Genomic DNA, 13989 nt, shown 5'->3' on the forward strand with positions numbered 1-13989 from the left:
AATTCACTTCAAAGTTTCATTTATGAAAAGGCTTATTCACTTTTCATTCTAAATTTCATAAGATACAATGTGAGAGTACCTACTTATACATAGGAAAGTACTCGTTTAAGACAAAGGGTCATCAATGTAAAATAGACAGAAATTTCTTGCAACTGACTCCCCTTTCTCTTAAATCCGTGCCTACCGTTTAAGTAGCTAAGAAAGAAATTCGAGAAAATTTATTTGGCTTTTTCTTAGCTAATGGTAAATATATTTTAGGAGGAATCATATGATTCAGTTATTGCGTTATGCAAAAGATTACCGTAAACAAATCATTCTGGGTCCCGTTTTTAAATTCTTAGAAGCTGTCTTTGAATTGATTTTGCCATTATTGATGGCCTCATTGATTGATAACGGTCTAAAGATGAATGATCGTGGTGTGATCATCCAAATGGGGATCTGGATGGTCGTGATGTCAGTTGTTGGATTGATTTGTGCGATCATTTGTCAATATTATGCTTCAATAGCTTCACAAGGATTTGGTACTGAGCTTAGAAATCAACTAATCAAGAAAATCAATTCCTTTTCACATAGTGAATTAAATCATTTTGGTACAGATACATTGATCACTCGAATGACGAACGACATCAACCAACTCCAATTAGCATTAGCCATGGTAATCCGTTTATTGATCCGTGCGCCATTTCTAAGTATCGGTTCAGTCGTCATGGCCTTTGTGATTGACTGGGAAATCGGCTTGTTTTTCTTAGCTATCCTACCGATTTTTTCAATCATTTTATACTTTATCATCAAAAAAACAATTCCACTGTACCAAAAAGTCCAAGAAAAACTGGATCGTTTAAATGAAACGGTTAGTCAAAATCTAAGCGGTGTTCGTGTAATTCGAGCATTCTCCCGCACAAAAACAGAAATTGATACTTTTGATGAGGACACCGATGAATTAGCTAAAAACTACTTACGTGTTTCAAATATCTCAGCTCTCTTATCACCGGCTACTACATTGATCATGAATATCGGTATTATTTGTTTGTTGACTGTTGGTGGGCTCAAAGTCAATATCGGACATTTGCAACAAGGTCAAGTCCTTGCGTTGATCAATTACATGAATCAAATGTTACTGGCATTGATCGTCGTATCTAACCTGGTCGTTATCTTTACCCGGGCCGAAGCTTCAGGTAATCGGGTCAAAGAAGTCCTAGAAACTGACATTACACTGACAGATGCAGAAGATGCCTTGACACCGAATTTCCAATCCGAAAATATCGTTCAATTTGAACATGTCGACTTTCGTTATACTGAAAAGTCAGGATTATCTTTACAAGACATTACTTTTGCTTTGAAACGAAACACGGTTTTGGGGATCATTGGACCAACCGGTAGCGGAAAAACAACTTTAACTCAATTGATTCCACGTTTCTATGACGTCAACGCAGGTTCCGTTGCTTTTGATGACGTGGATGTTCGCTCATGGAAACTTGATCCTTTAAGAAGCCAAATCTCACAAGTTCCTCAAACCGCTGTTTTATTCACTGGAACTATCCGTGAAAACCTTCAATGGGGAAAAGAAGATGCCACAGATGAAGAATGTTGGGAAGCTCTTAGAATTGCTCAAGCAGAAGATTTTGTTCGACAACTTCCTAAAGGATTAGAAACAAAGGTAATGGAAAACGGAAAAAACTTTTCTGGCGGTCAAAAACAACGTCTAACGATTGCACGTGCGTTAATTGCCAAACCTGAATTATTGATTTTAGATGATTCTTTAAGCGCGTTAGATTATCAAACCGATCTTAACTTAAGAAAAGCATTACAAACCTCACTAGATACGACAGTCATTATTATTTCTCAACGAATCCGCTCGATTCAAGAAGCACATAAGATCCTCGTGATGGATCAAGGAAAGATCGTTGCGCAAGGGAAACATGAAGATTTATTGAAGGATTCCGTTGAGTATCGCGAAATCGTCGCATCACAGGAGGAAGAATAAGATGAAAACAAAAAAATTATCCTGGAAAACCCTCAAACGATTCGTTCCTTACCTTACAGCCTATTCAAAAGATATCTGGTTTGCGATCCTTTTAGGGATCATCAACGGGATCGCTACTGTGGTAATGACTTTACAGATTGGTCAAAGTATTGACCAAATGATCGGCGCAGGTCAAGTTCGATTTGCTCAATTGTTCCACCTCTTATTATTATTTGGCGGGATCGTATTGATCAACGTGATCAGTCAATGGCTGATCCAAGTCTTAAGTAATCGCTTGGCTTATCTTTCCGTAGCAAAATTAAGAAAAGATGCCTTTGCACGTTTGAATAAATTACCGCTTCGTTACTATGATCAAAATTCACACGGGAATATCGTTAGTCGTTTTACCAACGATATGGATAATATTTCCATTGCGATCTCTGCGGCTTTTAACCAAATGTTTGCCGGCGTGGCTATCATCGTCTTGTCTTTTATATTTATGTTACGCCTTAGCCCGTTATTGACACTCGTCGTGATTTGCTCCACACCGATCATTTTTCTTGTGAGTTGGATCGTTGCCCGTGCATCACAAAACGACTTTGACAATCAACAAAAGATTATCGGGAATATCTCTGGCTTTGTTACCGAACGGATCGGGAATCAGAAAATCGTCAAAGCCTTTCAACAAGAAGAAATGAATCAACGACAATTCCAAGCATTGAACACTGATCTTTATCAAAAAGGACAACGTGCCCAATTTTCTTCTTCTTTGACGAATCCGTCTTCTCGTTTTGTGGATCACTTGGCTTATCTTTCGATTGGATTAGTTGGTGGTTTACTAGCATTAAGAAGTGGCTCAGCCATTACAGTCGGTGTGATCTCTAGTTTCACGATCTATTCTAGTCAGTTTTCTAAACCGTTTATTGAACTTTCTGGAATCACGACACAGATCCAAACCGCTTTTTCTGGATTAGAACGTGCCTTTGAACTCATCGATCAACCCGAAGAAACGCCAGATGAACCTAATGCTTATGCGTTGAATCCAGCAACAATCAAAGGTGAAGTAGCGTTCAATCATGTATCCTTTTCTTATGAACCAAGTCAACGATTGATCGAAAATTTCAGTTTCGTTGCTAAACCAGGGCAAACGATTGCGATTGTAGGTAAGACTGGTGCTGGTAAATCCACGTTAGTTAACCTGTTGATGCGTTTTTATGATGCGACAGGTGGAACCATTACGATCGACGGGTATGATATTCGAGATATCCAAAGAGATAGCTTGCGAAAAAGCTTTGGAATGGTTTTACAAGATACTTGGCTCTTTGACAGTACGTTAAAAGAAAATCTACAGTATGGCAATCCAGATGCTAGTGATGAAGAAATCAATCAAGCACTCAAAGCTTCGTATATGTATGAATTTGTGGAACGCTTGCCTGAAAAGTTAGCAACAAAAATCGGCGGACAAGGACTGAAAATCTCTGACGGACAAAGACAATTGTTAACGATCGCCCGTACAATGATCAGCAACCCTCCTATGTTGATCCTAGATGAAGCAACTAGTTCAGTCGATACTTTGACGGAAAAGAAAATTCAAGATGCCTTTTTAACAATGATGGAAGGCAAAACGAGCTTTTTGATTGCCCACCGTTTATCGACAATCAAAAATGCCGATCAAATCTTAGTCATGGAGCAAGGCGCCATCGTTGAGATGGGTACCCACGATGAATTACTACAAAAAGACGGGTACTACCATCAACTATATCAAGCGCAGTTTACTAAAAATAGTTAACTCAATCAAAAAGTAGTTGTAATAAATCAGTGTAACTGTCCCTCAAGAGCTAGTTTTTCACTAACTTTTGTGGGACAGTTATTATTTTATTAGAGAAAAGCATTAAAAGAACCTATTCATTCACTCCTAAAACATGAACAACGTCTTTGCGACATGACTCACTTTATATGTAAATGGTTATCAAAACTATACTTCTTCATAAAAAAACAAAAGCAAAACATTTCATCCCTAGCTCATCTTTAAATAGCTTAGCTGCCCAAAACTTCCTTACTACCAACGGTTTTTATTCTATAATTGAAGGTAAAAGAGAAAGACCATAAAGTCTCTCATATTTTTTTAAAGCTAAAAGAAACTCCTTTTCAAGTTGAGTTGCACCAATTAACCTAATCCCCATAAAAAAATCTGTTAATTGCTTAGGATTAGCTGTACGCTCGACCAAGCTATTCAGTAGCAAATCGTCAAACCTTTCGTGTACCTCTGTTTTTTGTGGTGTCACTAGTCTACCTCGAACCATCTTTAATTTTTCTAGATATTCTTTTGAATAGCCGCTTTCTTTTCTTTCTAGCATTAAAAGAAAGAGAACATGATACAACGTGCAAAGTGAAGAGAGAAAATTTTCGTTATCACCCATTCTTTCTACTTTCGAAGCTTGCATTTGAATAAATTCTGTTGTAAAAAGAAAAGCCAGTGAAGTAAATGTGACTATTTCAAAACGACCATATTCTGCTACTTTTTCTAGATGGTTCATGATCGCTTTGATATAAACCTTATCATGTAGGGTAAACTTTCTTTCATCATTCGGTAGTAAATGCCATTGATAGCCTTTAGCTATTAGATAATTCCGCTTATCAACAATGCTTTTTGTTTTTTTGGTATCTAATTCTAAATTTCTTAATCGGTCGTCAATTGGTAACTTGACATCTTCCAATTGACTAAGTAGCTGATTTAACTTTTGTCTTGGATGATTTCCGTTTATTTTATTTAAATAAAATAAACATTCGTCTAACTCAATGTTCATCTTTTTTAAAAAAGCTAATAAAGGAATCAATGGAATCTGATTTTTACCACTTTCGTATTTTACTAAAGATTCTCTAGAAGTTATTTTATGTGCTAACTCTTTTTGAGATAACCCCCTTTCCTTTCGAAATTTACGTAGTAATTCATGAATTTCCATTCGTCGTTCACTTCCTTTTTTAAATTCAATGTGACTATTGATACCATATAAAATAATATACTCGTTTTCATTCTATACTATGGATACAAGCAATAAAAGCGCTTTAAATAATAGTAAAGGAGAAAATATCAGGAGATTTGTGAATATAGTTATTTGGTGATTATGTTTTATTCACTAAATTGTTATAAAGTGCTTATTTTTACTGCAAAGTACAAAAAATAAATGTTATGTAAGAATTCACACGACTAAGAGTAACTATTTTTTACTTAAACTGGATCATCGAAAGGAATTAAAAAAATATGTTAAAAAACAAATTCATTATAAGTCTTATTGCTGTTATAACTCTAGCTTCCTTTATCATTCCTAACTTTTCTATGATTGTCAATGCAGAGATGATTCAAGAGACTGACTATGTGCCAGTGACACAAACGATTAGTACCTATTTTGAAAGTAATCCAGTGACGGTTCCTGGTATAAATTCGAAAGAAGCTACATCAATCGTTAAAAATATGGTCATTTTGTCTGAAACAGCAAAAGAAATTAGCTCGAAAGAAAAAAACAAACTAATGGACGTATTTTCATCTAAACTTGACTCTACTATTCAATTACATGTTTCAGAAAAATATTTAACATTGGACAATGCTACAGCGTTACAAATTATAAGTGAAAATGGAGAAAATAAAGATTATTATTCATTGACTGTACCAATCACAAATGAACACTCTAATCTATTCAGCAGTGTTACGGTAATCTTTGATATGATGTACAACATTAAGGGAGTCCAAGAATCTTTGATCACTCAATCAGAAAAAGATACTTTCGAGATTAGAACATTTTCCAATGGCGAAGAAATGACTCACCAAATTCTTGAAGATAAATTTATACCAAATAATGAATTGAAAAAACAGTTACAAGAAGTTCAAAGGGAGTTTCTTCATTTGAAGCAAGCCCGTGGAATGGCTGAAAAAGCAACTTGTCTAGCAATTGTTTTAGGAATAATCCGTGCAGTTGCTAACATCATTGCCCCTACATGTGCTGCTGCTTGTCTTGCAGTTCCATTAGTATGTGCTGCTTGTATAACAGGTTTTGTCGCTCTTGCTGGTGGTGCCATCGGTGGAGTAGTCGCATGTTTTAAATTATAAACTGGTTGTGTTTATGATAAATATTAATCCAAAAAAATTGATGTGTTTCATTTTAATTATTTTTAGTTTACCTACTATTTTATATGTCTATACTCAAATGGCAACATCTAAAGAAGGTTTATATGAAGTGAATAGTATTTCTTTAGAAAAAATAATGAATGGAAAGGATACTTTATTTGTTTATGTAGGGAGACCTACATGCCCCCAATGTAAAGAATTTGAGCCTATTTTGCGAAAAGTACTAAACAACCAGCACCAATCTATGGGATATTATAATACAGATAACGCTCGTAAAGAGAATGAGGATAAGTTGGAAATAATGGCTGACAGCTTAGGAATTAATTCTATCCCGGCCATAATAAAAATTGTGGATGGGAAAGTTATTGATCGAATAATTGGCCTAAAAAATGAAAAAGCAATCGAGGAGTTTATCCTAAATGGCTAAAAAGAATTGGTACAAAGAATTGTTAAAGATATCACTGTGTATAAATATTATTATGACACTTTTCCCTAATTTTAGATCTGGAAGTGCTATTTTCTACTTCAATCTTCAAATTGGGCTTGCCTATTACTATCTTTCATTAACAAAGCCCTCTAAAAGTGTCACAATCCTTTTGACCATCATCAGTAGTATTCTAGGTGGTATGGCCATATATCATCTCTTTCAATCGTTGTTCACTATTTTATAGAAATAAACGTCTCCTTTCTTACAATAAATAAGCAAAAGAAGCAACCTTCTGGGATGGGAAGGTTGCTTCTTTGGTTTCTGAGTTGACTATTTTGCGTGAAGAGTCATACTTCTTAAAATCTTTTTGTATGGAATACTACGTCCGACGTAATACATCGCAATGGTTTGAATAGGAATCCAAACGACTGTTTTTAATAACCTTGGTGCCCAGACGATCCAACTAAATAATGGAACATGATACATCATCGCTAGCCACAAAGGGGTCAATAGCAAATTAATGATCAGCGTGACCGAAAGTGTAGCTAATAGCGAATTTTTCCAAGTAATCTCTTTTCGATAAAAAAAGAAACCATAAATTGCTCCTTCAATAAAGGCATTCAAAGTAAAACCAATGAAGAAAGCTGTTTTTGAAAATAACGCCATTCCTACTAAGTCAGCTAATACACCCCCAATTCCAGACCAAAACGGGCCAAATAAAATCCCCATGATCATTTGTGGAATAAATGTGACACTGATCTTCACAAAAGGGGTTTCGATCGATACCAAACGGGATAAAGTGACCATCAAAGCAATCAACAATCCCATGATAGCGATCATGCGTGCGTCTAACCGATTTTTCTTCATTTCTTAGCATCTCCTTTAAGAGCTGCTACATCCTACATGCAGCGAATGCGAAAATAAAACCGCGAACAACTTGTCCTTCGTCAAAGAGGCAACATCCCATCCTCTCAGCACTTAACGCTTTATTTTCTACTCTGTTTATTTTTGGGAAGTCATTCCCAGCAAAACTATAGCATAGATCACACACGACTGTAAATAAAAAAACATACATTCCCGAATAAAAAGTAATTCATGTTCGTGAAAAATCACACATTCAACGAACATAAATGGACGATCAATAGCAAATAACGAATTTTATTCCAGAGACAACGGTCGATTTTCTAACTCATGAACTACAGTACGGAAATCCAGAAAGCCAGCTTCTAGTCCTCGCAACAGTACTTCTGCTGTTCCAATATTAGTTGCTAAAGGAATTTCGTAAACATCCGATAAGCGGATCAGTGCAGTCACATCCGGTTCATGAGGCTGTGCAGCCAACGGATCTCGCAGAAAAATCACGAGGTCTAATTGATCTTCTGAGATCATTGCACCAATTTGTTGGTCACCACCTAAAGGACCGGATTTAAAGCGATGGACTTTTAAGCCAGTTGCTTCGGTGATTTTACCACCTGTTGTCCCAGTTGCGAATAATTCATGTTTTTCCAGGATTGCCTTATAGGCGGTTGTCAACTTGATCATCAAGGGCTTTTTGCGGTCATGAGCAATTAAAGCAATTTTCATATTGATCATCCTTTCCTCTCTCAACATCTTGTTCCTACTCTATTCTACCTCAAGGTGTAGCATATTGCCCAAAAAGACAATCAATTCTTGTTCAAGTTGCCATTGAGCATAGATAACGCTTTCATTTATACTTAATTCAACATTAAAACTAAACAGAAAGCGTGGAATGAATCATGGTAGAAATGGCACTGAAACATGTATACAAACAATATGACAACGCAGAAAATTATTCCGTAACGGATTTTAACTTAGCAATCGATGATCGTGAATTTATTGTCTTTGTTGGACCTTCTGGTTGTGGAAAATCAACTACATTAAGAATGATTGCTGGGCTAGAAGATATCTCGGAAGGAGAATTAAGCATCGGCGGTAAAGTAATGAACGATGTAGCACCAAAAGATCGTGATATCGCTATGGTATTCCAGAACTATGCGTTATACCCACACATGACTGTATTTGACAATATGGCTTTTGGGTTGAAGTTGAGAAAGTATGACAAAGCAGACATCAAAAAACGGGTAGAAAATGCTGCTGAGATTTTAGGGCTTACTGAATATTTGAAACGTAAACCTGCTGCTCTCTCAGGTGGACAACGTCAACGGGTTGCTTTAGGACGTGCCATCGTTCGTGATGCAAAAGTTTTCTTGATGGATGAACCATTATCAAACTTAGATGCAAAATTACGGGTAGCGATGCGTGCTGAGATCGCCAAACTCCATCAACGTTTAGAAACAACAACCATCTATGTAACCCATGACCAAACAGAAGCAATGACGATGGCAGATCGTATCGTTATCATGAAAGATGGCTTTATCCAACAAATTGGTACGCCAAAAGAAGTGTATGACACACCAGTCAATATGTTCGTCGCAGGCTTTATCGGTTCACCCGCAATGAACTTCTTCAACGTTACTTTAAACAATGGAGTAATCAGTGACGGTCATGGCTTAAAATTAAAAATCCCTGAAGGAAAAAACAAAGTCTTAGTTGAAAAAGGCTATGAAGGGAAAGAAGTTGTTTTTGGTATTCGCCCTGAAGATATCCACAGTGAACAAGTGGTGTTAGAAGCACAACCCGAAGCAGTTGTTCATTCAGAAGTTGTTGTATCAGAATTGTTAGGTGCAGAAACCATGCTTTATACCCGAACAGGTACAACTGAATTTATTTCAAAAGTCGATGCACGTGACTTCCATAAACCAGGGGAAATGGTCGACTTAGCATTCAATATCAGCAAAGGACATTTCTTTGACAAATCAACTGAAGAAGTGATCGGATTGCCATAAAAATTAAAAAATCAGCTTTTGATGTAAATTTTGGCAGAAACTATGCCAAAAGCTAGAACTATAACAAATAAGCCGAAAGTGCTGTGTTCATACACAGCACTTTCGGCTTATTCATTTTAAAGGAGTTATCTCTAGTTAAAGAGGAAAAACTGATTGATAATGGTACTTTTTTCAAGCCATTTTCTTGATTGATTTCGTTGAAGGTGTCTTCTGACTTACTTGCTTAGCTTTAGTGAAAACTGGAATATCAAAGTATTTGCTCAATGTTCCGGCTACAAAATAAGCAATATTGTAATCGACTAAACTATGGATCAACCCACCAATCCCCATTAGGATAAAGACTGTATAAAAATAGCCTTCAGAATAATAAGTTTCTGGCATGTTCCCTACAAAGAAAAAGACACTAACCACTAACATTTCCGCAATCGAATGAATGATACCTATCACAAAATTGAAACTTTGGAAGCGCCAGTTGGCTAAAGTAAATTGGCCATTTTTTAAAACGATTTCTGGTTTCTTTTGCAAATACCAAGAACCAATCACTGCAAAAATCAAATGAGATAATGCACGCAGCGCAATAATTACTGGTGTGGTCAAAAAGAAGCCAAATGTTGTACCCAAAGCAACGGTAATCGCAATTCCTGGTGAAAAAAACATCGCAATAAATATTGGTACATGAGAAGCCAAAGTAAAAGAAGCAGGTGGAATCATGATTTTTGGCATAACCATTGGAATAATAACCCCCATAGCTATCAACAAGGCAGAAATAGTCAGGGATCGTACTGATTTTTTTTTCATTTTTTTCTCTCCTAATGTGTCTTGACACCTTTATGATGTCTTATTTTAACTTTAACAACAAAATGTGTCAAGACACATCAATCAGAAAAACGTTGAATGAGCCTTTTTCATGTATTCAATTATCCGACACCAGATAAAGTAAATTTTGAATGAAGCTTATACAAGAAATATGTTTTAAACTACAGTCTCTGCTAGCTACATCATCTCCTTCAATTTTTGTCTATATAGATGAAAGATAAATACAAAAAAGAAGTACGCCCTATGTACATGTCAACAACAATATTTCCTGGAACCCTATTTAGCCCCAGTATCATTCTAATTCCCTACCCTAAGGTATACACTAAAACAACGAGATACACTGGGCTCACCCTCTTGAAGTATAGTCCATTTTAATGGTTGCTGATTTTAATACAAAAATAAACCCGTCCACCCTCACTGAAGTTTATGACAGGTTTATTTTTGGTTATTTTACTTCAATCAAAAAAATTTTTTTCTTTTTTATAAGGATAGCTCCACCAAAACAACAGTATGAACACGATAAAAAAAATTACTTTTAAATAGACAGGAACATCCCTGAAATAAACTCTTATTGTTTTTCCAAAATCATCATGAATGAATAATCTAATGAAATTAGATACACAAAAAAATAGTGTCAGTCCCCAAAAAATCAGTCTCTTTGTTCCTTTCATTTTCTTACACTCATCCTATAAGAAAATGAAGCTAGCAGTCTTAACAGTCCAATGAGCTGCGGTTCTATTCCACCCATGATTCACTAACCAATTTTCTGCACCTTGTTCTAAATTATCTTGCCATTCGAATAAGTAATTAGTAACATCACTTACCGTTTTTTCACCTGTTTTAGCTACTAACCATTTGGCTATCTTTTTAATGACGGCAATTTTCCAGCGAGGAGTTGGTTGTCTATCGGACTCGTATTTTTCTTTTAATATTTGTAATTGCTCCACTTGGGATAAGTGAGCCCCGGATACTAATCGTTCAAATTCTGCTTTCTTTTCATTTGATAAATCGTTGTAGTATTTATCAAATTCGTTTGTGGCGGTAAAGTTCGTAGCTTTTTCTGAAGCAAATACATTGGTAACAGGGGCAATTGATCCGCCAACGGTAATCAATGTTAACCCCAAAACAATCGATTGGTTCATTTTGTTCATTAACTCACCCTTCTTTCTCCTTAGTAATCAAAATCAGTTCTAAAAATTCATCGTGTTCATTTATGATTATAGTATCGTTTTATTCTAAAAAAATTTATTTTCATAAGAAACTATTTTTCGGTCTAAACCGTTAGCCATTCTTAAATACATGAACGATTATGATCTTAAACTGAGATTACAGGAATCGGGTTACAGTAGTCATTTACTTATTTTTCAATTAGTGATGACCATCCAACTCATTTTATTGGACTTAGATAAACAAAACGCCTAAAAGCTAGCATGCTAGACTTTTAGGCGTTTTGCTTTCTTTATTGAATTAGATTAGAAATTAATTTTTCTCGCTCAGCTCTTCCATTGCATTACTTAATGCAGCAAATTCGGCTAATGAGAGGGTTTCTCCACGACGTTTAGGATCGATGTTAGCTTTTTCTAAACTAGTCGTTAACCAAGCTTTCGTTGCTTCATCTTTGCCATATGAAGATTGTAAGTTATTCCATAATGTTTTTCTTCGTTGCTGAAACGCTGCTTTTGTCAATCGGAAAAATGCCTTTTCATCAGTAACCGCTACAGCTGGTTGCTTTCTTCTGGTTAGTTTCAAGATAGCTGAATCGACATTCGGTTGTGGAACAAAAACAGTCTTAGGTACGATGAAAGCAACAGATGCTTCCATATAATACTGTACAGCGATTGATAATGAGCCATATGCTTTTGTACCAGGCTTAGCAGAAATACGGTCAGCGACTTCTTTTTGCATCATCACAACCATTTCTTCTACTTGCAGATCTGATTCTAAAAAATGCATCATGATCGGTGTCGTAATATAATAAGGTAAATTTGCAACAACTTTGATCGGTAAAGCTTGTTCAAAATAGGTTGTTGCTGCCTGATCTAAATTGGTTTTTAAAATATCTTGATGAACAACAGTCACATTAGGATAAGGAGCTAACGTATCTTTTAACACAGGAATCAAGCGATCATCGATTTCAAAGGCAACGACTTGATTGGCATTACGTGCTAGTTGTTCCGTCAACGCTCCAATACCTGGACCAACTTCGATGACATTTGTTTGTTGATCGATTTCGCCAGTTTCCACGATTTTTCTTAAGATATTGGGCTCAGTCAAAAAATTTTGACCTAAACTTTTTTTAAATGAAAATCCATGTTTCAATAAGATTTCTTTTGTTCTAGAAGGTGTCGCAATATCACGCTGTTCACTCATGTTGTTCCTCCACTTTTTTCATTGCTTGGGCAAATTCCTCTGGTGTGATTCGAAACATTTTCAAACGCTTCTCCAGTTGTTTCCCATTGGTATAACCAATTCTTAATTCGTCCCCTAGTTTTTCACGTTTTTCTTTTGCTTGCGCTCCCGCTATTAAACCATGAGAAATCAGCACTTGTCTAGTAATTTCCGTTTCGTCTTCCTCAAAAGATGGGGTGATTACTTTTTTCAATGCTTCTAAGATGGCCTCATCACTAGCATGTTCAACGCCAAGACTTCCTTGTTTTTTGGGACGTGCTTGTTGACGAGGTAAGAAAGCATGTTTTGCCTGAGGAACGACTTCCATGATCGTCTTGCGGATTTTCTCACCAGAAAAATCAGGATCAGTAAAAATGATTACACCACGTGTTTCCTGCGCATGTTCAATCTGCATGAGTATTTCATCATTGATCGCTGAACCAATCGTTTCGATCGTGTCGACGTCGACTACTTCTTGGAGTCTTCTAGTATCGTCTTTTCCCTCAACGACTACAATTTCTTGGATTTTTAATTTAGTCATTTTCAGCGATCCTAAATAGACGATGAGCATTTTTCCAAGTTTGGAGCGCCACTTCTTCTACCGGAAGATTACGTAATTCGGCAATTTTTTCAACTGTATAACGGGTATAACCTGGCTCGTTTCGTTTCCCACGATAAGGTACTGGAGCTAAGTAAGGCGCATCCGTTTCTACTAGCAATCGATCGAGTGGAACATGAGTGGCTGCTTCTTGAACATCTTGCGCTTTTTTGAAAGTCACGACCCCACTAAATGAAATGTGCATTCCTAAATCAAGAAATCGTTTGGCCCATTCAAAATCGCCACTAAAACTGTGCATGATTCCACCAATATCACGAATATCTTCTTCTTTTAAAATTTGATAAGTATCTGCTAACGCTTCTCTGGTATGGATACTGATCGGCAGATTCATTTCTTTCGCAATCGCAATTTGTCTACGAAAAACTTCAGCTTGCACTTCTTTCGGATCTTCCATCCAGTAATAATCTAAGCCGATTTCACCTAACGCTACCACTTTTGGCATCGTTAATTGCACTTGTAATTTTTTCTCAATGTCTTTAGTATAACTTCCTGCTTCAGTAGGATGCCAACCAATAATACTATATATGTTTGAATAATCGTGACTAAGCTGTAATGATTTTTCGATCGTTGGGGTATCGAAACCTACTACCGCCATTTTTGTCACGCCCAACTCTTTGGCCCGTTCAATAGTTTCAGGAATATCATCATTAAATTGTTCCGCATTCAAATGGGTATGAGAATCAAATATCATTTTTTATCGCTCCTTTTCTTCATTACTTTAGCATATAAGTGGCTATGGCAGAAGTAGGAAAGACAAAAATCAGGTCAAATTTATTGAAATGCAAA

Annotated in this window: 13 protein-coding genes and 1 riboswitch; of the genes, 5 read left to right on the forward strand and 8 right to left on the reverse strand. The window is 36.3% G+C overall.

The window, feature by feature from the left end; genetic code table 11:
- Positions 1–268 precede the first annotated feature (268 nt).
- Positions 269–1984, forward strand: coding sequence for an ABC transporter ATP-binding protein (locus IGK81_RS10430; protein WP_034700600.1), 1716 nt, complete (start codon positions 269–271; stop codon positions 1982–1984).
- A 1-nt stretch (position 1985) separates the two neighbouring features.
- The gene (locus IGK81_RS10435) at positions 1986–3752 is read left to right on the forward strand and encodes an ABC transporter ATP-binding protein (protein ID WP_034700602.1); all 1767 of its coding nucleotides are present in this window, start codon (positions 1986–1988) and stop codon (positions 3750–3752) included.
- A gap of 283 nt (positions 3753–4035) precedes the next feature.
- Here the strand turns inward: IGK81_RS10435 and IGK81_RS10440 are convergent, their stop codons facing one another.
- Entirely contained in the window at positions 4036–4926 is an 891-nt protein-coding gene (locus IGK81_RS10440; RefSeq protein ID WP_034700603.1) for a helix-turn-helix domain-containing protein, read from the reverse strand.
- 299 nt (positions 4927–5225) lie between these two features.
- Between IGK81_RS10440 and IGK81_RS10445 the strand changes: the two genes are divergently transcribed.
- Positions 5226–6068, forward strand: a complete 843-nt coding sequence (locus tag IGK81_RS10445) for a hypothetical protein (RefSeq protein ID WP_034700604.1) — start codon at positions 5226–5228, stop codon at positions 6066–6068.
- A 13-nt stretch (positions 6069–6081) separates the two neighbouring features.
- Positions 6082–6513 (forward strand): thioredoxin family protein, encoded by a 432-nt coding sequence (locus IGK81_RS10450; protein WP_034700606.1) that lies wholly within the window; start codon positions 6082–6084, stop codon positions 6511–6513.
- A gap of 330 nt (positions 6514–6843) precedes the next feature.
- On the opposite strand, the gene IGK81_RS10455 is transcribed toward IGK81_RS10450, so the two are convergent.
- A complete protein-coding gene (locus tag IGK81_RS10455; RefSeq protein ID WP_010720763.1) occupies positions 6844–7380 on the reverse strand; it encodes a folate family ECF transporter S component in 537 nt (178 codons plus the stop codon).
- Between the two features lie 37 nt (positions 7381–7417).
- A riboswitch (THF riboswitch) is annotated at positions 7418–7516 on the reverse strand.
- A 155-nt stretch (positions 7517–7671) separates the two neighbouring features.
- Positions 7672–8097 carry a methylglyoxal synthase gene (gene mgsA / locus IGK81_RS10460; protein WP_014834468.1) on the reverse strand — a complete coding sequence of 142 codons (426 nt, stop codon included), beginning with the start codon at positions 8095–8097 and terminating at the stop codon, positions 7672–7674.
- Positions 8098–8270: 173 nt separating this feature from the next.
- Between mgsA and IGK81_RS10465 the strand changes: the two genes are divergently transcribed.
- Positions 8271–9380: an ABC transporter ATP-binding protein gene (locus IGK81_RS10465; protein WP_010720765.1), complete on the forward strand. Its 1110-nt coding sequence runs from the start codon at positions 8271–8273 to the stop codon at positions 9378–9380.
- A 171-nt stretch (positions 9381–9551) separates the two neighbouring features.
- Here IGK81_RS10465 and IGK81_RS10470 read toward each other — a convergent pair whose 3' ends face one another.
- The 5 genes from IGK81_RS10470 to IGK81_RS10490 all read right to left on the reverse strand — a co-directional run bounded on the left by IGK81_RS10470 (position 9552) and on the right by IGK81_RS10490 (position 13894).
- A complete protein-coding gene (locus IGK81_RS10470; protein ID WP_010720766.1) occupies positions 9552–10178 on the reverse strand; it encodes a hypothetical protein in 627 nt (208 codons plus the stop codon).
- Positions 10179–10882: 704 nt separating this feature from the next.
- Positions 10883–11347, reverse strand: coding sequence for a hypothetical protein (locus tag IGK81_RS10475; protein WP_034700608.1), 465 nt, complete (start codon positions 11345–11347; stop codon positions 10883–10885).
- A 328-nt stretch (positions 11348–11675) separates the two neighbouring features.
- Entirely contained in the window at positions 11676–12566 is an 891-nt protein-coding gene (gene rsmA / locus IGK81_RS10480) for a 16S rRNA (adenine(1518)-N(6)/adenine(1519)-N(6))-dimethyltransferase RsmA (protein ID WP_034700610.1), read from the reverse strand.
- Positions 12559–13125: a ribonuclease M5 gene (gene rnmV, locus IGK81_RS10485; protein ID WP_010720769.1), complete on the reverse strand. Its 567-nt coding sequence runs from the start codon at positions 13123–13125 to the stop codon at positions 12559–12561. Before rnmV ends, rsmA begins: the two co-directional genes overlap by 8 nt.
- On the reverse strand, positions 13118–13894 hold the full coding sequence (locus IGK81_RS10490) for a TatD family hydrolase (RefSeq protein ID WP_034700611.1): 777 nt from the start codon (positions 13892–13894) through the stop codon (positions 13118–13120). The genes rnmV and IGK81_RS10490 overlap by 8 nt, the downstream gene beginning before the upstream one ends.
- Positions 13895–13989: the final 95 nt, after the last annotated feature.

It is taken from the genome of Enterococcus sp. DIV0703 (genome assembly GCF_051711065.1).
GTDB lineage: Bacteria > Bacillota > Bacilli > Lactobacillales > Enterococcaceae > Enterococcus_B > Enterococcus_B hirae.

Bases quoted from the DNA above. Each gene is read 5' to 3' on its own strand.
- IGK81_RS10465 (WP_010720765.1), top strand. From the start codon at position 8,271: ATGGTAGAAATGGCACTGAAACATGTATACAAACAATATGACAACGCA.
- IGK81_RS10490 (WP_034700611.1), bottom strand. From the start codon at position 13,894: ATGATATTTGATTCTCATACCCATTTGAATGCGGAACAATTTAATGAT.
- IGK81_RS10450 (WP_034700606.1), top strand. From the start codon at position 6,082: ATGATAAATATTAATCCAAAAAAATTGATGTGTTTCATTTTAATTATT.
- IGK81_RS10445 (WP_034700604.1), top strand. From the start codon at position 5,226: ATGTTAAAAAACAAATTCATTATAAGTCTTATTGCTGTTATAACTCTA.
- IGK81_RS10430 (WP_034700600.1), top strand. From the start codon at position 269: ATGATTCAGTTATTGCGTTATGCAAAAGATTACCGTAAACAAATCATT.
- IGK81_RS10455 (WP_010720763.1), bottom strand. From the start codon at position 7,380: ATGAAGAAAAATCGGTTAGACGCACGCATGATCGCTATCATGGGATTG.
- IGK81_RS10440 (WP_034700603.1), bottom strand. From the start codon at position 4,926: ATGGAAATTCATGAATTACTACGTAAATTTCGAAAGGAAAGGGGGTTA.
- IGK81_RS10475 (WP_034700608.1), bottom strand. From the start codon at position 11,347: ATGAACAAAATGAACCAATCGATTGTTTTGGGGTTAACATTGATTACC.
- rnmV (WP_010720769.1), bottom strand. From the start codon at position 13,125: ATGACTAAATTAAAAATCCAAGAAATTGTAGTCGTTGAGGGAAAAGAC.
- IGK81_RS10435 (WP_034700602.1), top strand. From the start codon at position 1,986: ATGAAAACAAAAAAATTATCCTGGAAAACCCTCAAACGATTCGTTCCT.
- rsmA (WP_034700610.1), bottom strand. From the start codon at position 12,566: ATGAGTGAACAGCGTGATATTGCGACACCTTCTAGAACAAAAGAAATC.
- IGK81_RS10470 (WP_010720766.1), bottom strand. From the start codon at position 10,178: ATGAAAAAAAAATCAGTACGATCCCTGACTATTTCTGCCTTGTTGATA.
- mgsA (WP_014834468.1), bottom strand. From the start codon at position 8,097: ATGAAAATTGCTTTAATTGCTCATGACCGCAAAAAGCCCTTGATGATC.